The 18,229-nt window shown below is 67.0% G+C and carries 17 protein-coding genes and 1 pseudogene; 6 read left to right on the top strand and 12 right to left on the bottom strand.

Translation table 11 applies throughout. The features are described from left to right. Positions 1-324: 324 nt before the first annotated feature. Positions 325-483 (top strand): annotated as a pseudogene (locus ACIHFD_RS58905) (transposase); the annotation flags it as partial. Positions 484-573: 90 nt separating this feature from the next. Here the strand turns inward: ACIHFD_RS58905 and ACIHFD_RS58900 are convergent. Next, the gene (locus ACIHFD_RS58900) at positions 574-1,539 is read right to left on the bottom strand and encodes a CDP-diacylglycerol diphosphatase (RefSeq protein ID WP_397374383.1); all 966 of its coding nucleotides are present in this window, start codon (positions 1,537-1,539) and stop codon (positions 574-576) included. 585 nt (positions 1,540-2,124) lie between these two features. Between ACIHFD_RS58900 and ACIHFD_RS58895 the strand changes: the two genes are divergently transcribed. Then, positions 2,125-2,544, top strand: coding sequence for a group 1 truncated hemoglobin (locus ACIHFD_RS58895; protein WP_397374382.1), 420 nt, complete (start codon positions 2,125-2,127; stop codon positions 2,542-2,544). A 19-nt stretch (positions 2,545-2,563) separates the two neighbouring features. Then, the gene (locus ACIHFD_RS58890; RefSeq protein WP_397374381.1) at positions 2,564-3,427 is read left to right on the top strand and encodes an MOSC domain-containing protein; all 864 of its coding nucleotides are present in this window, start codon (positions 2,564-2,566) and stop codon (positions 3,425-3,427) included. Between the two features lie 649 nt (positions 3,428-4,076). Here ACIHFD_RS58890 and ACIHFD_RS58885 read toward each other — a convergent pair. The 8 genes from ACIHFD_RS58885 to ACIHFD_RS58850 all read right to left on the bottom strand — a co-directional run bounded on the left by ACIHFD_RS58885 (position 4,077) and on the right by ACIHFD_RS58850 (position 10,254). After that, complete coding sequence (locus tag ACIHFD_RS58885; protein WP_397374380.1) at positions 4,077-4,940, bottom strand: universal stress protein; 864 nt, start codon at positions 4,938-4,940, stop codon at positions 4,077-4,079. A 4-nt stretch (positions 4,941-4,944) separates the two neighbouring features. After that, a complete protein-coding gene (locus ACIHFD_RS58880) occupies positions 4,945-5,388 on the bottom strand; it encodes a DUF2267 domain-containing protein (RefSeq protein WP_397374378.1) in 444 nt (147 codons plus the stop codon). A 38-nt stretch (positions 5,389-5,426) separates the two neighbouring features. After that, positions 5,427-6,380 (bottom strand): ribose-phosphate diphosphokinase, encoded by a 954-nt coding sequence (locus ACIHFD_RS58875; protein WP_397374377.1) that lies wholly within the window; start codon positions 6,378-6,380, stop codon positions 5,427-5,429. A gap of 25 nt (positions 6,381-6,405) precedes the next feature. Then, positions 6,406-6,840, bottom strand: a complete 435-nt coding sequence (locus ACIHFD_RS58870) for a CBS domain-containing protein (protein ID WP_350737732.1) — start codon at positions 6,838-6,840, stop codon at positions 6,406-6,408. 136 nt (positions 6,841-6,976) lie between these two features. Then, positions 6,977-7,171: a DUF1918 domain-containing protein gene (locus ACIHFD_RS58865; protein ID WP_318787210.1), complete on the bottom strand. Its 195-nt coding sequence runs from the start codon at positions 7,169-7,171 to the stop codon at positions 6,977-6,979. Between the two features lie 90 nt (positions 7,172-7,261). Beyond that, positions 7,262-7,663, bottom strand: coding sequence for an archease (locus tag ACIHFD_RS58860; protein WP_397374376.1), 402 nt, complete (start codon positions 7,661-7,663; stop codon positions 7,262-7,264). A gap of 3 nt (positions 7,664-7,666) precedes the next feature. Then, positions 7,667-9,004 (bottom strand): RtcB family protein, encoded by a 1,338-nt coding sequence (locus ACIHFD_RS58855; RefSeq protein ID WP_397374375.1) that lies wholly within the window; start codon positions 9,002-9,004, stop codon positions 7,667-7,669. 863 nt (positions 9,005-9,867) lie between these two features. Continuing rightward, positions 9,868-10,254 (bottom strand): anti-sigma factor antagonist, encoded by a 387-nt coding sequence (locus tag ACIHFD_RS58850; RefSeq protein WP_397374374.1) that lies wholly within the window; start codon positions 10,252-10,254, stop codon positions 9,868-9,870. 335 nt (positions 10,255-10,589) lie between these two features. Here ACIHFD_RS58850 and ACIHFD_RS58845 point away from each other — a divergent pair, with 335 nt between their 5' ends. Together ACIHFD_RS58845 and ACIHFD_RS58840 are read left to right on the top strand one after the other, a co-directional pair. Next, entirely contained in the window at positions 10,590-11,927 is a 1,338-nt protein-coding gene (locus tag ACIHFD_RS58845; RefSeq protein ID WP_397374435.1) for a phosphoribosyltransferase family protein, read from the top strand. A 219-nt stretch (positions 11,928-12,146) separates the two neighbouring features. Next, positions 12,147-14,699: a cation-translocating P-type ATPase gene (locus ACIHFD_RS58840; RefSeq protein WP_397374373.1), complete on the top strand. Its 2,553-nt coding sequence runs from the start codon at positions 12,147-12,149 to the stop codon at positions 14,697-14,699. Between the two features lie 63 nt (positions 14,700-14,762). On the opposite strand, the gene ACIHFD_RS58835 is transcribed toward ACIHFD_RS58840, so the two are convergent. Both ACIHFD_RS58835 and ACIHFD_RS58830 read right to left on the bottom strand, forming a co-directional pair. Beyond that, positions 14,763-15,050, bottom strand: a complete 288-nt coding sequence (locus ACIHFD_RS58835; RefSeq protein ID WP_397374372.1) for an SHOCT domain-containing protein — start codon at positions 15,048-15,050, stop codon at positions 14,763-14,765. 543 nt (positions 15,051-15,593) lie between these two features. After that, the gene (locus ACIHFD_RS58830; protein WP_397374434.1) at positions 15,594-16,445 is read right to left on the bottom strand and encodes a universal stress protein; all 852 of its coding nucleotides are present in this window, start codon (positions 16,443-16,445) and stop codon (positions 15,594-15,596) included. Positions 16,446-16,858: 413 nt separating this feature from the next. On the opposite strand from ACIHFD_RS58830, the gene ACIHFD_RS58825 reads away from it, so the two are divergent. Beyond that, complete coding sequence (locus ACIHFD_RS58825; RefSeq protein WP_397374371.1) at positions 16,859-17,740, top strand: universal stress protein; 882 nt, start codon at positions 16,859-16,861, stop codon at positions 17,738-17,740. A 33-nt stretch (positions 17,741-17,773) separates the two neighbouring features. Here ACIHFD_RS58825 and ACIHFD_RS58820 read toward each other — a convergent pair. Further along, positions 17,774-18,229, bottom strand: a 456-nt coding sequence (locus ACIHFD_RS58820) for a universal stress protein (RefSeq protein WP_397374370.1), incomplete at its 5' end; no start/stop codon positions are given.

The raw sequence follows: 18,229 nt of genomic DNA, 5'->3' as shown, positions 1-18,229 counted from the left end.
TCCCTAGCACGACGAACCGGACGGCGGGAGGTTGGTTTTAGGCCTGTGAGACGAGCGAGGGAGTCCGACCTGAGAGCCTCGATAGAGGATCAAAGGAAGGGCTGAGAGGCCGAAAAGTCGAAAGACTGACCGGCGACCCCTAGCCACCTGACCCGGACCATACCGGCGAAGGGAGAGCGCCTCACAGGTCTTTGTCATGCGCTGCGTGCTTCGGATACCGCTGGGCATTGGTAGAGCCGATGATCAGGTTGTTTCCCGGCTCAAGGCCCAACGTGGCTCGCCGACAGACGCCTGCTGGCCTGGGCTCGCGACGTGCTATGCCTGACCATCAGCATCGTCAAGCGCTCCGACTGCCTGCGCGGCTTCGCCGCCCTGCCTCGCAGGTGGGTGGCAGAACGAACATTCGCCTGGCTGGCCCGCTACCGCCGACTCGTCCGGATCTACGAACGCAAGCCCGAACACCACGAAGCCATGATCTGGTGAGCTACCGTGCTCCACGCGCGAGAACCTTGCCCGCTCACGACATGAGACCGCGGCGTAGCCGACCCCGTCCGAATGTCACGAGGGCATCCCTCAGGAAGTCAGGTGAAGCAGCGGGTCGCAGGTGTTGGTCCCCGTGAGATTGCGCATGCTCGGATCCCTCAGTTGGAGCTCGCTGTTCACGATGAAATAGCCGCCGGCATTGCGAGGTATCACGATCAGCGTCTGGAACCGCATCTGCTCCTGGGCGTCGATGATCGTCGCGCCCTGGCCCAGGGCGTGCACGAGCATGGTCCGGAGCATGTCGAAGAGATTGTCGTGGCTGAATCCCGGCCAGATGAGCACGCGGTAGGTGTGCGGTATGGTCGCGCCCTGCTCGTTTACACCCCGGACCGACACCCGCGAGTCCGCCCACTCGGTCAAGTTTTTGCCGGCGCGCGCCTGGTTGGCCTCGAGATCCCCTTTGGAGATCCCTCGCGCCTCGCCCATGTGAATGTGCAGCTGGTCGAACATCCGGGCTCGCTGCGAGTTGATCCCTAGCCCGACAGGTGCCGTCACCACGGTCGGCGGCCTGGTGGAGAAGTAGTTCGCGGCGTCCCAGTAGTTCGGCGCCTGGCTCTCGCAGATCCAGGGGCACTCGATCCCGTTGACGCGTTGGGTGGGCACCAAGATGAAGTTCTCGAAACCCTGCCCGGTGCCGGGCATCACGACGTAGTCGGTGCCATTCTGCAGGCAGCTGTTGGTGCTGTGGCACTGCAGCATGTCGCGCCAGAGGGGGTCGTTGCTCGTCGGGCTGCCGCACACGGCCGGGTCGGGCCCGCCGGGGAGAGTCGGCGGCTCCGGCACCGGCGGCGGCTTGGCCGCGGCCGGGTCGGGCCTGCCGAGGACGACGCTCGCGCCGGCCAGGCCGGAAAAGTGCACGAAACGGCGTCGTGACAACCCGCTCTCGGCGTTGTCCGTCAGCTCGTTCTCAGGCATGGATACCCCCAATAATGTCCGCACGAATCTGTCGCGCGGGAATTGCGGTCCGGGCTCGCGGACGCGGTCAAAGGCGCTCACGGGTCGAGAGCCGAACAGTGCTTTTCGCTGCGCGCCTGTCCCGTCGACGGGAAAGCGTGCGCTCGAACCAGGATGCTCCCCTTTTCGATCAGTCGACGAAACCTCCCGGCGCGAGGCTTTAGTTTTCGGAAGCAAAGAACGACACGCTGCCCTCTGCGCCATTGGAAGCCCTGGATGTTCCGCCCTTGCGGCGTGCCCGGTGCCGGTCGTCAAAAGGCCAACAATTTGTCCCTCCAACGCCGCTTCTCGTCGGGAGGGGCAGGGCGCCCGACGTTCACGTCGGCGCTGTCGCGACGGCGGCCCGGGGCGGCGGCAATGAGCGGCCGACTCGGCTGGAGGCGGCGCCTCGACGTGTTGCCAAGGGCGGCGTCCTGGGAGCGGTTTAAGTCACCCCGATGGCGTAGGGGCCGTGAGTGGATCTTATGCGTAGGTCTCCTTGTGGCCATGTGTTCTCCCGACACGCCATGGTGCCGGTCAACTGTTGCCGTGGCCGGTTGACTCGGCCGAAACCGGACATCAAGACTAAAGTCCGGTCGTCCAGCCCAGAGTGGACGAATCTTCATTGCGAACGCAACGGGAGGGCCCATGCAGCCTGCCCAGGGTCCGTCGCTGTACGACCGGCTCGGAGGCGTCTACAACATCGCCACGGTTGTCGACGACTTGATCGACCGGGTCATGAGCGATCCGCGGCTGAACAAGAATCCCGCCGTGGACGAGGCGCACCATCGAGTCTCTCCGGCAGGCTTCAAGTTTCTCGTCACGGAGATGGTCTGCGCGGCAGCGGGCGGCCCGCAACAGTACTCGGGACGGACCATGGGGGATTCCCATCGCCACCTGGCCATCACTGAGGACGAGTGGGAGTCCTTCGTGGATGACCTGCGCCAGTCGTTGGCGAAGTATCAGGTGCCCTCCGCGGAGGAGAGCGAGATCGTCGCCATCGTTGAGAGCACCAAGGACGCCATAGTCATGATGCCTGCGCCTGGAGCAGGCTTGCCCAATCCGTAGAGACACGCAGGAGCCGGTCATGCCGCAGCCAGCGCAAGAGATCATCGGAGAGGTCGTCTCCCTCTGGCGCTATCCCGTCAAGTCGATGATGGGAGAAGAGCTCAACGCCGCCGAGGTCGGTGAACGCGGCCTACGGGGAGATCGCGCGTACGCCCTGCTGGACACCTCTGACGGGAAGGTGGCCAGCGCGAAGAACCCTGGCAAGTGGCCGCAGCTGCTCCAGTACCGTGCCGCGTTCGTCGAGCCTCCCCGTAGCGGCGCGAAGATGCCTGCCGTACGCGTCACCCTGCCGGACGGCACCATCCTCGCCAGTGACGAAGCGGGCATAAATGAGGCCCTTTCACGTGCCCTCGAACGCGAGGTGACGCTCGAGGCGGCAGCCGAGGCCCAAGGGGCGGGTCGGGCGCGGCAGGCCGAGGAGTACTGGCCGAGCATCGAAGGCCTCGACTTCCAGGACACTGTCACCGACTTCGAGCTGCCGGAAGGCACGTTCTTCGACTGCGCCGTCGTCCACGTGCTGACCACCGCGACCCTCAACCGGCTGCGTGAGCTCTATCCTCAGGGCCGATTCGAGGTCCGGCGGTTCCGGCCTAATGTGGTCGTGGAGATGTCCAGCCCGGTGAAGGATTTCGTGGAGGATGCCTGGATCGGACAGACGCTGCGCCTCGGGGACGAGGTGCGCCTGGCCGTGACCGGCCCCTGTCCCAGATGCGTGATGATCACGCTGGCCCAGGACGATCTGCCCAAGGACTCCGGCATCCTGCGCACGGCCGCCCAGACCCACGAGGTCAACGTCGGCGTGTACGCCTCTGTTCTGAGGGGCGGACAGGTCCGGCGCGGTGATGCCATCAGGCTGGAGCCCGTGACGGGCTCGATCAGCTGAGGCAGAGTTCGTGCCCTCGGGGTCGGCGATGGCGTGCTACCGGCTCGGCCCCTGCCGTCCTCTCGTGCAGGACGGTGACGCCGTTGCCGACCAGGCGCTCGACTTCGGCGTCGCTGTTGCTCCACCGGCGACTGCTGCGAGGAGTACCTGTCACGAGGCACCATCCAGAGCGCCTGTCGGGTGTTCCGCTCGCGCGCACGCCCTACGTGAGGATCTCCAAGAACGTCGTCTCCCTGACCAGGCTGCCCAAGATGACCACCCAGAGGCGCAAGCACACGGTTTAGCGCGTCGATGGAGGTCGGGCCTTATTCGAGCGCCTTCGCAGTGTAGACGAGCCGCTGTACGCGGTCTTCGTCTTGTCCTCATGTTGGTCCTGGGCCTGCGCCGCGGGGAGGTCCTTGGGTTGACCTGGAACAACATCGATCTCGACAACCAAGAGCTGTGGATTTCTCAACAACTCCACCGTGTCCACAGCAAGCTGCGCCACCGCGACTGGAGTACTTCCGTCTGCTTGCTACTCCCACTCTTCCCTGGTGCCCGTCCGTGGTGGGAGGGTGTCTACAAGATCGGGAGTACTCCAGGGCTCCTGGTCACCGAGCAAAGCAATCGAGCAAAGCAATGACATCTTCCGGGTCGTTCCCGAAGGGATTCAGTCGGCTCGGACACGTGGCCGTACGACGGCGACCGGGCAGGAGGCGTAGTGCAGGACACCGTGGCTGACCGAGCCGAGCATGGCTGAGCGGATCACCCCCCGGCCCCGCGAGCCCACGACGACCAGGTCGGCACGAGCGGAAGTCTCGCACAGCGCCGCGATGGGATTTCCACGGAAGACCGACTCGGTCACCTCTACGCGGGGATACCGCTTCGCCCATGGCGACAGAACGTCATGAACACGCTTTTGCCGCGCTTGGGCGATGAATTCGAGATCGGGCGGGAAGCTCGCGACCACCCTGCTCGACGGCAGATCCCAAGCATGTACGACCCACAGCCGAGCCCCGCGGGCCTGCGCCTCCTCGAAGGCGTAATCGATGGCCGGGTGCACGGCGTCCTCGGGGTCCAGACCGGCCACGATCTCGCCCTGCACCACGCTGGGTGTGCCGCGGACCACGATCACTGCCCCGGGCGCGTGCCCGGCAAGGCCCAGCCCCACCGAGCCCATCAGGAGCCCGGCGAACCCGCCCAGCCCGCGACTGCCCACCACGATGGCCGCGCCCTCGCCGGCCTGCGCGCGCAACAGGTCGGTGGTGTCCCCGTAGAGCAGTTCGGTGCTCACATGGAGGTGGTCGTGGGACTCGGCCGCCAGCGCGGCGGCCTCTGCCAGCAGCCGTTCGCCGTCCTTGCGTACCGGGTCGTCGGGCGAGCGCTCATATGCCTGCCCGCCGTAGACCAGCGGCTCCTCGACATGGATGATCCGCAGGTCGCAGCCGCGTCGAGCGGCGTCGTCGGCCGCCCACAGCACCGCGGCCAGCGCTCCCCGTGAACCGTCCACCCCTACGATGATCGGCTCGGACATGCGATCAACCTCCTCCGGCCGTCCCGGTGGGTTGCAACACGGTACGTACGTCCCGAGGGAGCCGGTCGAGCACGTGCGTAACCGACGCCTCCGAGAGTTCCCCGCACAGGAATTCCGTGACAGTGGCAGCGAACTGGGGCACATCCCTGAGCGCGACGCGGGCTGAGCGTGCGAAGTACTCGATGAACTGCTCCCGGCCCCTGCGGATCGGTACGCGACTGGGGTCCCAGCCGGCGTAGTACACCCCACGGAGCAGATCGGGCAGTTGCGCGGCCAAGTGGGCCGCGCTGTCCACGGTCAAACCGTCCCTGACCGCGTGCAGCCAGGCCTTCAACACCCGCTGGGTGAAGTCCCGGTCCTCGGTGCCGATCGCGTCAGCCAGATCGCCCAGCCATCGGTTGGTGGTCTGGACAGTGTGCTCGATGCTCTGTACTCGTGTGTGCGGCATTGTTCCCCTCCCTGTGCAGGCCCGCCGCCATAAAACCGTCAGCTCCGGGCAAGTAGGTCGTCCAGCGGCTCATCGTGATGGAGCCGTCCGATGGCATCGGCCGGTAGCGGGGCCACCGAGCACACCCCAAGCCGCATCGGTGGCGTAGGCGGCCGGGCAACGGTGTCGGTGACCAGCACCCGATGGATCCCGGCACGATCGAGACGCTCCGCCGCTGCCTCCACGAACAAGCCGTGAGTCGCGGCCACGACGATCTCCGGCGCCGCGCCGTGGGCGGAGACCACCTCCGCCGCGGCCTCGATCGTGGCACCCGTACTGATCATGTCGTCGACGATGACCACCGGACGATCGCGGACGTCTCCCACCAGTTCCTCGGCGACCACCCTCCTCCCGCTGAGCCGGGTCTTGCGCACCACCGCCACGGGACGCGACAGCAACGCGCCGTAATGCTCGGCCAGCTTGACCGCGCCCAGGTCGGGCGCGACCACCACGACCTCGTCCAGCAACTCCTGTTCACCAAGTGATCCCGTACCAAGTTCCCGGGCGAGCAACGGCACGGCGGTCAGCATCTCCACTTCGACGGCGCAGATGGCCTCCAGCGCGACCGTCTGCGGATCGACCACGATCAGGCGCCACGTCCCGACCGAAGCAAGCGCCTCGGCGACAACGCAAACCCCGATGGCCTGTCCGGCCCGGCCACGACGGTCCTGACGGGCATACCCGAAGTACGGCACGACCGCGGTGATCCGTGCTGCACCTGCTCGCCGACAGGCATCGACCAGCAATAGCAACTCCATCACGTAGTCGTTGACCGGCGGGCCCGTGGGCTGGACCAGGTAGACGTCCGCGCCCCGCAGTCCATCCACGGCGGGCCGTAGCTCACCGTCCGGGAACCGCTCCACCGTCACCGGGGCCGACTCGTTGCCCTGGGCCTCGGCGACGGAATCGGCCAGTGCACGGTTGGCCGTTCCCGCCACGATCTGCAGACTCATCGCTGACCACCATCAGGCCGGCGTGTCAGTCGAGTGCGTAAACGCGATGAACGAACTCGGCAAGCTTGTTGTCGGGCAGTTCTTTCGCGAGATCGGCCTCGCTGATGATGCCGGCAAGGCGGTGACTTTCGATCACGGGCAGGCGCTTGACGTGGTTCTGCTCCATCTTGAACAGCGCCTCCTCGATGCTGGCATCGGCATCCACCCATACCAGCCCACGAGCCAGCTCCCCGGCGGTGGTCTGGTCGATGTCCCCACCGTGGGCGCAGCACTGGACCACGATGTCCCGGTCAGTGACGATGCCCTTGAGCCGGTCGTCGTCCCCGCAGATGGGCAGCGCGCCGACGCCGAGATCGCACATCATCTGCGAGGCGACGCGCAAACTTTCGTGTTCGCCGATGCACTGGACCCCCTCGTGCATCACGTCCCGGGCTTTCACTCCGGTTTCGCCTATATCCATCGCTCGCCTCCCCAACAGGGTACGAAGCGCTCTCATCTGCCCCTACCCGTGCTGGTCCGAGCATGGGCAGGCGTGCCGCCGGAAGATGTAAAGAATCGTTCGGCGAACGGCAGAGCCCGCGTCTCTTGGGGATGCCTCATGCGTTCACGTGCTCGACCCTCGCATCGGGCCCTGGGAACACCAGGGTGTCGTGCTCTGAGTCGAACCAGTGCACCATGTAAGGTGGCGAGCCGTCCGTGTGCTCCACCTCGGTGATGACGCCGATCCGGCGCGGATCACTTTCGTGACGGCCCTCGATGACCAGCTTGTCTCCAACGACAGCCTTCATCATGCACCTCCGTTGGTCCTCTCCCCTCAAGGGACGCTCTTCCCACATTCGGCATGCCGACTCCGGAGGCAGGACCCGCGCGTCGGCCGGCGGTCACACGTCAAGGGTGACCGTGCACATCCATTGGTCTCCGCGCTGCTCGAAAGCCAGCCGGTGCAGGGTGGCCGCCTTGGGAACCGCCCCGGTCTGCGCCATCGTCTCGACCCATGCCGTCGCCAGCAGCAGCCCGTCCTCCTCCGGCGTGGCGCGGATGGGAACCTGACCGGTGGTGTCCATCCGGTAGATCACCTCCTCGAGCGCGGCGACGAGCCGGTCTTCCGGGCGGCCCGGCGCGAGGTGCACGCGCTGCTCGGTGCACGCGACCCCACCTGCCGTGTCCAGGAAGCTGTCGCTCATGGCGAGGACCGCCTCGGCGATGCACTCCATGATCGTCGGCGCCCAGGCCTGGATGCGGGTGTCGGCCGTGTGCGGCAGCGTACGGTGCCCGCGGGTCATCTTTCACCCCTTGACCACGCCCAGCGGCACCAGCCTGGCCACCTTGCGGCACAATCCCGCGCACTCGGTGGCGGTCACCACCTCGTCGACGTCCTTGTACGCGGCCGGGGTCTCCTCGGCCAGGCCGCGCCAGGTGGAGCCGCGTACGGCGATGCCGCGGGCCTCCAGCCGGTCGCGCAGTTCACGGCCGCTGATGGAGCGCGCCGCCCGGTGGCGGCTCTGGGTACGGCCCGCGCCGTGGCAGGTGGAGTGGAACGCCTTGCCGCCGGGGACGCCGACCAGCACGTACGATGCCGTGCCCATGGTCCCGGGGATCAGCACCGGCTGCCCGACGGCCGCCAGGTCGGCGGGCAGATCTGGATGGCCGGGCGGCAGGGCGAGGGTGGCGCCCTTGCGGTGCACGCACAGCAGCCTGCCGTCGTGCTTCTCGATCTTGGCGAGATTGTGCGAGACGTCGTACACCAACTCCAGTTCCGCGCCTGTGACCTCGGCGAACGCGCGCCTCACCGCCTGGCCGAGCAGCTGACGGTTGGCCCGGCCATAGTTGGCGGCAGCAGCCATCGCCCCCAGGTACGCCCGGCCCTCGGGCGCGCCGACCGGCGCACAGGCGAGCTGCCGATCCGGAACCTCGATGCCATATCGGGGCATGGCCGCCTCCATCGCGCGGACGTGGTCGGTGCATATCTGGTGCCCGAGCCCGCGCGATCCGCAGTGGATCATCACGCACGCCTGGCCGGCACGCAGCCCGAAGGCTGCTGCCGCCTTCTCGTCGTAGACCTGGTCGACCGCCTGCACTTCCAGGAAGTGGTTGCCCGAGCCCAGGCTTCCCACCTGGCCCTGGCCGCGTTCCATGGCCCGCGTGCTCACGTGAGTGGCGTCGGCGTCGGCGACCGCTCCGCGGTCCTCGCAGCGCTCCAGATCGCGGGCGACGCCGTGGCCCTGCTCGACGGCGTAGCGGGCGCCGCCGTACAGGATGTTCTCGAGCCGGGCACGGCCGGGCGAGTGCCAGACCGCGTCCCTGCTCGGGCCCCGCGGGATCGTGACGTCGAGGAGATCCATCAGCCGGTCGCGGCGCAGCCCTTCGCTGTCCACGTCCGCGGCCAGCAACCGCACCCCACAGGAGATGTCGAACCCGACCCCACCAGGCGAGACGACACCACCCGCCGCCACGTCGGTGGCCGCCACACCGCCGATCGGGAAGCCGTACCCCCAATGCAGATCGGGCATCCCGTACGAGGCGCCGACGATCCCTGGCAGGGCAGCCACGTTGATCACCTGCTGGAGCGCCTCGTCCTCAGGCAGCAGCGCGCGGGAGGCGAACACGATTCCGGGCACTCGCATGGCCCCATGCCTGTCGACGCGGAATCGATGGGAGGTTTCCTCGACGAGCTCCATCCGGGCTCCTCATGAGGGTCTCAGGACACAAACCTGTCAGGCCCCGCGGAGCGAGTGACTCCCTCGCCCGCCTCGCGGGCAATGTCCATCCTCCCTCCCGCCGGCTGATCCCCTCAGGGGCGAAAGACCTTTATCCCCGGCCCGTTCGGCCTGATCTGGTCGGCGCAGACGGCTCGGTGGGGGCCATACCGAGGCTGGGCGGCGCTTCTCGACGCAGACGCTCTGACGCCTCCGCTCCTTCTGGAGCGGGCTGGGGCAGGACCGTTCAGCCTTTGTCTTTGGGCCCTTCGGCCCTGCCATGACCTGGACATTTGGCTGAACATCACAGAGAAGCGCGGAGCTGCTGGAGGGGCCGGAGCGATGACTATGCGTATCACCGCCGCGGACCTGGACACGGCACGCGATCGGGTGCTGCTCGGCCGCTGGGAGACGTCAAACGCCCTGCTTCCGGAGGAGCGCCACGCGGTGGCCGTGCACGAGTCACGGTGCACTCGACCGGCTCGCCGCGATTCTGATCGAAGAGGAGTCCATCGACGGAGAGGTCGTTGGCAAGGTGCTGCGGGTCGAACGCCTGGCGCTTCCCTCCGAGAAGCGCCTCGGCGCCAGTTCACATGGCCGGGTTCTCAGCAAGGGGCGTTGAATGATCGCATGGCGGATGCGTCCCCCTGGCCAGGGCCGGGACGCCGACATCGGTAGAGCCCGCTTTCGCCACCACGCCACCGGAAAGTGCAGCTGAGGTTCCTGGAGGGATCAGAGCGAGGTGCCTTCTCGATGTGGCCAGCCGTGGCACCACCGCGACGTGAGGGGCGTTAGGTGCTGCCGATGAGGCCGCCTGGCGTGCCCCGGTGCCTGCGCCCAGTGGCCGCGGTGAGCGCCTGCTCAAGGCTGTCGTGCGTCGGCAACCACCGGTCCATTCCGCTGAGCCGCAGGACACGAATGGGCTCACGCTGTAGGCCGACCAGCCGAAGGGTGCCGCCATCACGGCCGATCTCCTGCCGAAGGTGCAGCAACGCGTTCAACCCGGTGCAGTCCATGAAGGAGGTGCCGGCCAGGCCCATGACGACCTCATCGCCGGCCCGGCGGACTCGGCGTACGAACTCCTCCAGCTCATCGGCAGTTGCCAGGTCGAGCTCCCCGCTGACCATGATGATGGTGACCCCAGCCAGGTACTGCCGCCTAAGGGTGATCCCACCCATACTCTCCACGATAGAACTTCCGCGGGTAAAGGCCGGATGCCTTGTGGGCAGCATGATCTAGTCCGTGCTGAGCTCCCTCCGCCTGGACGCCACGCCTGCCACGAAGCCGTTACCAAGGGGCGGCCGGTAACGGCGTCAGGCCTCCCAACTGGTGCTGCCGGAGTGGCGTCGGCCGCACTTGCGTCCTTGACGAACCTAGGAAGGTAACGCGGGATTCAGGACGATTAGCCTGGTGATACTACAAAATGTAATGAATAGTGACGATATGTGATTGAGGCGGATGTGGCTAGGCAAGGTGATCAACCGCTGTGGGCTTTGCGGAGGTGTAAGGCTTGATGTTTGTTGATCGTCATGATGCGGGCGTTCGTCTGGCCGAACGGCTGGCTGGACTCATCACCGATGAGAACGTGGTCGTCCTCGGGCTGCCCAGAGGTGGCATGCCGGTGGCCTTCGAGGTGGCTCGGGCCTTGAGCGCGCCGCTGGATGTGATCGTGGTCCGAAAGCTGGGAGTGCCTTTCCAGCCCGAGCTGGGATTCGGCGCGGTAGGAGAGGGCGGCATACGCGTGATCAATTCGGATGTCGTCCGATTGGCGGAGGTGACGCATGAGGAGATGTCCGAAGTGGAGAAGCGCGAGCAGGCAGAGGTGTCGCGCCGTGCTCGCCGCTTTCGCGGCGATCGCGCACCGGTCGCCCTTGCGGGCCGTACGGTCGTCGTGGTGGACGATGGGATCGCCACGGGTAGCACCGCTCGGGCCGCCTGCCAGGTGGCTCGTGCGCGCGGGGCCGCGCGAGTGATCTTGGCAGTCCCTGTCGGAACGCCGGACACGCTTGAGGGTCTGCGCGAGGACGCCGACGAGGTGACCTGCTTGGAGACGCCTTCCACTCTGTGGGCCATTGGCTCCTGGTACAACGACTTCACCCAGAACACCGACGAGCAGGTGGTCGAACTGCTGCAGCGGGCCGCACCGCCTACCGCCGAGGGCACGGTGCCTGGAAAGGGGCGAGTGGCAAGATCTGATCCGCCGGAACCTGCCGACGAGGTGACAGTAAATGCGGGTCATGTCCGGCTGCCGGGGCAGCTCGTCATTCCGGAGGAGGCCGAAGGGATAGTGATCTTCGTGCACGGTAGTGGTAGCAGCCGGCACAGTCCTCGTAACCGGTACGTGGCTTCGGTACTCAACCGTGCGGGTCTGGGTACCTTGCTCTTCGACCTGCTCACGGTCGAGGAGGAGTATGACCGTGGCAACGTGTTCGACATCGAGTTGTTGGCCGGAAGGCTCACGCAGGTGACGAACTGGCTGAGGGGGCAGCCTCGGGCTGCGGGACTGCTGGTCGGCTATTTGGGAGCCGGCACTGGAGCGGCGGCCGCACTGTGGGCCGCCGCGGAGCCGGGCAACCAGGTGGCCGCCGTTGTCTCACGAGGTGGACGGCCAGATCTGGCCGGGCCGCGGTTGTCGGCGGTGCGAGCGGCGACGCTGTTGATCGTGGGCGATCGTGACGAACTGGTGCTCGGCCTCAATCGGGCGACGCAGGTGCGGTTGCAGTGTGAGAATGACCTGCAGGTCGTCACTGATGCCACACACTTGTTCGAAGGGCCCGGAGCGCTGGAGACCGTCGGCGGCCTGGCATGCGACTGGTTCACCGACCATTTCAGCAGGACGCGCGTGGGATGAGAGTGGTGAGCAGTCCCTTCGCCTTGGCGCTCCATGACGGAAAGCGCTGATCCTGCCGGTTTGTGGCGTATGAGCTTCTCGGCGTAAGCGGCCTGCCAAGGCTGCCGTCCGGCCTTGCCGGTCGGGACCTTCGTCCCTGGGCTCCGGGTTCGTTTCCTGCGAAAACAGGTAGGCGAGACGATGCGGCACCTTGGCCGACCGCGGATCAAGGAGGAAGACGTGGTGATCCCCACACACTCCGGACTGTCGTCTGCGGAGGCGGCAGTGCGCCTGGAGCGGGATGGCCTCAACCTGCTCCCGCAGAAGCCACCCGTCCCGCTGTGGCGGCGGGTCGCCGCCCAGCTTCGCGATCCGCTGATCATTGTCCTGCTCGTGGCGGCGGTATTGACCATCGCCACCGGCGACTGGACCGACATGGCCGTGATCATGCTCGTGATCGTCGTCAACACCTTCGTCGGCGTAGCGCAAGAGGTCCGCGCCGACCGGGCCATCACGGCGTTGTCACAGCTCACGGCGCCGGTAGCACGCGTGATCCGCGACGGCTCCCAGACGGAGGTCCCGGCGGCCGATGTCGTCGTGGGAGACCTGCTGGTCCTGGCCGAAGGCGACATCATCGTGGCCGACGCCACGGTGGTGGAGTCGGCGGCATTGCTCGTGGACGAGTCGTCCTTGACGGGAGAGTCGGTGCCGGTGGACAAGACCGACGACGACCCGGTCTCCTCCGGCACCGTCGTGGTACGGGGACGTGGCCGAGCGATGGCCACCGCCGTGGGGACGGCGAGCGCGAGCGGCCGGATCGCGTCCATGATGGTCAAGGGGGCCGGCCTGACGCCATTGCAGCGGCGCCTGGTGGGGGTCGGCCGCCTGCTGGCCGGCGTCGCGGTTGCGCTGTCCGCGCTGGTGCTGGCCCTGGGACTGGTCCACGGGCAACCGGCCGAACTGATGGTAGTGACCGCGATCAGCCTGGTGGTCGCGGCCGTACCCGAGTCGCTGCCCGCGGTCGTGACCCTGAGCCTGGCCTTGGGAGCTCGCCGGATGGCCGCGCGCAACGCGCTCGTCCGCAGGCTGCCCGCCGTGGAGACCCTCGGCGCGGTGACCGTGCTCGCCACCGACAAGACCGGTACCCTCACCGAGGGCCGGATGGTCGCCCGGCGCCTATGGACTCCTACGGGAGAGGCCACGATCACCGGATCCGGATACGCACCCGACGGCCAGATCGTGCGCGACGACTCCCTCGGCATCGAGACCCTCAACGACCTGCTGACGGCGGCCGTACTGTGCAACGACGCCAGATTGTCACCACCCCAAGACCCTCGCGCGGACTGGACGGCGCTGGGCGATCCCACCGAGGCGGCCCTGCTCGCCGCCGCCGCCAAGCTCGGTCTGGACTGCAAGCACCTGCAGGAGCGATTCCCACGGGTGACCGAGCGCCCTTTCGACAGCGAACGCAAGCGCATGGGCACCGTGCATCGCCTGCCCGGCGGGCATAGCCGCGTGATCTGCAAGGGCGCACCCGATGTGCTCCTCAGCTCGAGCGTCCTGACCGACGATCCGACGCTCCTGGCCCGCGCCGCCGAACGCGCCGAGCAACTAGCCCGGGACGGTTACCGAGTCCTGGCGGTCGCGAGCCGCAATCTGCCCGCCGTTCCGGAAACCGCGCCGGAGAACGGGTTGTCGTTGCTCGGGCTGGTCGCGATCCTGGACCCGCCGCGCCCGGCCGCGGCCGCCGCGATTGCCGCCTGCAAGCAGGCCGGCATCAGGCCGCTCCTCATCACCGGTGATCATCCGGGGACCGCCCGGGCCATCGCCACCGATCTGGGCATCATCAATGCCGGTGATCCGGTGGTGGATCTCCGCGATCCCGGGACGACAGGCCATGCCAAGGTAAGCGTGTACGCCCGGGCCACGCCCGAGCAGAAGCTGCAGATCATCCAAGACCTCCGCTCCGACGGACAAACACTCGCTATGACCGGTGACGGCGTCAACGACGGCCCAGCGCTCCGACGCGCCGACATAGGTGTCGCCATGGGCGAACGCGGCACCGAGGTCGCCCGCCAGGCAGCCGACCTCGTACTCGCCGACGACAACCTGGACACCGTCATCGCGGCCGTCGAGGAGGGCCGCCGCGTCTACGCCAATATCCGCCGCTTCCTGGTCTACGGCCTGTCCGGTGGGGCAGCCGAGATCGCGGTGATGTTGCTGGGACCGTTCGCCGGGCTCGCACTCCCTCTGCTTCCCGCCCAGATCCTGTGGATCAACCTGCTCACGCACGGGCTGCCCGGCGTGGCCCTCGGCGGCGAGCCCGCCATACCGGGAGCCATGGCCGACCCACCGCGGCCGCCCAGCCAGAGCATCCTGGGCGCGGGACTGTGGCAGCGCCTGATCCGCATCGCCGTCGTCCTGACCGCCGTCACGCTCGGAGTGGCCGTCTGGGCCCACCAGACCGGTCGCCCCTGGCAGAGCATGGCCTTCTTCGCCCTCGGCGCCACCCAGCTCGGTGTCGCGCTCGGCTCCCGTACCCGGCCGGGCACGCCGGCCAATCCGATGCTCCTGCTCGCCGTCGCCGGTGCGCTCGTCCTGCAACTCTCCGGGCTGTACCTCCCACCGCTCCAAGAGCTGCTCGGCACCCAACCGCTGGCCCTTGGCGACCTGCTCATCGTCGGCGCACTGTCGGTCCTCGGCTACGCCGCCGTCCGCCTCGACCGGATCCTGCACCCGCCCCGCCCTCAACGACCCACCCACCCCACGGACAAAGCCGCCCATGCCCATTGATCACAACACGGTGATCGACCAGGTGTGCCATGGCCGACGTTCGCCGCTCCTGCTATCCGGGGCCTAGGATGCTCCGCCGAGATGGCTGAGCCTGTCCTGGTACTCCTCAGTGGAGATCTCGCCACGTGCGTACCGCTCGGCCAGCACATCCCGGGCCCGTTCGGCGCCGGAACGCTCGACGGGAGAGCTCTGCCGCCGCTCCGTAGCAGCCCGGACGACCAGCCAGACAACCAGTGCAATGAGAGCGAGCCAGAACAGCATCATGAAACCGCTCCACAGCCATCCCCATCCAGCGCCCCCCATGTGATCCCAGCCGTCCCAAGGATCGATGGCGGAAAGCGTCATACCCATAAGGTCCTCCTCACGCAGTGCCCTTCATGCTTCACAGTGGCGGCGTGCGGCGTCGCTCGGATAGCGGCCAACGTCCCAGGTCAGGAGAGGCTTTCGGCCTTTCTTTCAACCCACGTGAAAGCTCCTGAAGGACGATCATGCCCAGGCCGAGCATGACCAATGTGATGACATCGCGGGTCAGCAGTCACCTTCGACCGGAGTACAGGAAGACCGACTGAGCCCACCCAGACACGTCGACCGCCATGGCGTTGAGGGGCGGGCAGATCACGTCGCGAGCCTCAACTCCGGCTGGAACAGCACCCCTATCTCGTGCCGGTCTACGAACACGCCTCCAGTTCTCTCTGCAGACGTTCCGAACGTCGTGCTCTGCGGTTGTTCTCTTCTACCTCGGCCGTCTGGCTGGGCGGCACATCCGCCGGAGCCGAGCAGATGGCCGGTCGCATACGAGGCGGATACTGTATGAGGCGCCTGAGGCAAGCGACACCATGACATGGACCGTGCAGCCAGACGGGACATGTGAAGAGACGCATGACACTTGACCGATCACCACTGGCCGCCGCCGCTGTCCCGAACCACGACCAGCGGACATGGCGAATGGTGCAGGAGCGCGTGACTCACTGACCCGAGGACCATCCCGGTGAGCGTTCCGTGCCCGCGTGACCCGACCACGAGCAGGTCGGCTCCGGTCGCAGCCTGGCGCAGAACTTCAACGGGATGCCCATGCACGTTCTCCGCGATCATCTCGACGTCCGGATGTTGTCCCTGGTGACCGGCGAGCGCTTCCTTGAGCACGAGCAACTCTTTCTGCTCGCTCTCGGGGTCCGCGGGTGCGAAGCCGCCCAGTCGTGGCCAGGCCCATGCGTGTACGGCACGCAACCGCGCCTTTCGCAGCTCCGCCTCGGCGAATGCGAAGTCCAGCACCGCACGGGATCGGGTCGAGCCGTCGACGCCTGCCACGACCTCACCATGGGGGAGCGACGGCAACGCGCGTACCACGACGACGTCACACGCGGCGTGGCCGGCGACGCCGTAGGCCACCGAGCCGACCAGCATGCCGCGTACGCCTCCGAGTCCATGACTGCCGACCACCAGGAGTTCGGCGTCCTGCGATGCCTCTATCAAGGCCAGACGCGGATCCCCTGGCAGCACGAGGGTTTTCACCTCGGCCGTCGGCTGTTCATGGACTGCCCGCGACTTGCCCCCGGCGAGCACGGTCTCGCAGCCTTCGCGCATCCACGTGGCCACCTCAGCAAGGCGGCCGTTTTTGGTCTCGCAGATCCATCGGGGCATGGCGTGGGCCACGATGAGCGGTACGTGGCGAAGTGCGGCCTCTCTCACCGCCCAGCTGACGGCCTCCATGCCTGCCTGCGATCCGTCGACCCCAACTATGATCATGGCACACCTCCTGAGATCCGCCGGAAGGCTTGCCAGTCGAGCAACAGCCCCGATCGGCACTCCGGTGCTGAATCCCCTCGAGGGGATGATGCGTTTCTGTCCCTTTCAGCTTGGGAGGCGTCCAGACCGTAGACGTGAGGCAAAGGTCCTAAAATCGCGCCCTTTGGTCCCTTTGTGGGAAATCGATCCATACAAGATCTCGTGGAAGAAATAGAGCCGGATGAGGACCTGTGACGGGTGCCAGACGGTCACAGAGTTCTCGACCTTTACGTAGCCCTCGGCACAGTAACCGTGAGCACTACTCCGTCGCACAACGTGGCGAGGGCTTTCGGCCCTGGCCGGACTGACTTCCAGCTCTGCAATCGCGAACCGGCGGCCGGTCCGATGGAGGTGTGAGCGAAGGAGCAGACGCGATGATCATCGTAGGAGTGGACGGCTCGGCGGCGTCGCGGACCGCTGTGAAGTGGGCAATCGGCGACGCCTTCCGGATGCGCCTACCGCTAAGGATCGTGCATGCCATGGACCCTTCCACAAGTCAGATCGGCAAGAACACCAATCCCGACCTGGCCGACGAGTTGCTCGGTAGAGGGCAAAGGATCCTGCGCGAAGCGGAAGCCCTCGTCCAGGAGTGCTGCCCTGCGGTAGAGGTCACCACACAGGAGGCTGAGGGCGCGGCTGCCCCGGCCCTGCGCGAGCTGGCGAAGGACGCGGCCGAGATCGTGGTCGGCAGGTGTGGGCTGGGTGGGTTCAATGGCCTGCTGCCAGGCTCGGTCAGCGTTGATCTGGCCGGCCAGGCCACCTGCCCGGTTGTCGTGGTGAGCGGCGAGCTGAGACCTGCGTACGAGGAGGTCGTGGTCGGGGTGAACACCTCATTGGTGTGCGAGCCCGCGCTGGCCTACGCCTTCGAGCAGGCGAGGCTGCGCGGCGCCACGCTGAGGGCTGTGCATGCCCTCGCACCGGAGGCCGCCTATGACATGGACGAGGTCCACCAGATTGTCCACGATCGGCTGGAAGCGCTCCGCAAGCCGTACACCCAGGTGACGGTAATGGAGGACGTTCGATCCGAGCAGCCCGTGGACGCATTGGTCGATGCGTCCGAACAGGCGGACCTACTGGTGGTGGGCTCGCACGGACTCGGCACTCTCGGATCGCGGCTGTTCAGCTCGGTCAGCCGCGGCGTCTTGTTCCACGCTCGCTGCTCGGTAGCAGCGGTTCACTCATGGCAACCACCGACAAGCAGCGGATCTTGGACCTCACGTCACGGGGTGCGCTCATTCTCCCCGGGCGGTCCATAGTCGGGCGGGAACATCACCCAGTTGCGGCGGAAATCAAGGCGGCGGGGTCACCGCCACCGGGCATCGGGCTTCGGCCAGCGCGATCTGAGTGACCGGTCCCAGCAGAAGACAAGGGGGCGAATCGTTCCCCCGGTTGCCGAGCACGAGTAGGGCCGCGCCCTTCGTCGCGTCGATCAGAGCTTTCTCCGGTCGCTCGGCCACGAATTCTGTAGTGGCAGGAACCCTCGGGTGTTTGGCAGTCAGATGGGACGTCACTTCGTGGAAACGAACCTCCGCCCCTCTTCGGATCGCATGGGAATCGACGAACGGCTGCCAGTCCGGCCCGGCCGGCGGCCCGTCATCTCGCCAGCAACAGATGGCGATCACAGCAGCGCCGTGGAGCGCGGCCTCCTCCAAAGACCCCATGCCACTTCGTGGCGCCCTCGGATAAGTGAAACTTGGGGTGCGTCGCCCGCTGACGTCGTACTCGCTTGGACCTGCGAGGCCGTT

The organism is Nonomuraea sp. NPDC051941, from assembly GCF_044593615.1.
This window is presented reverse-complemented; position numbering and strand designations above follow the sequence as displayed.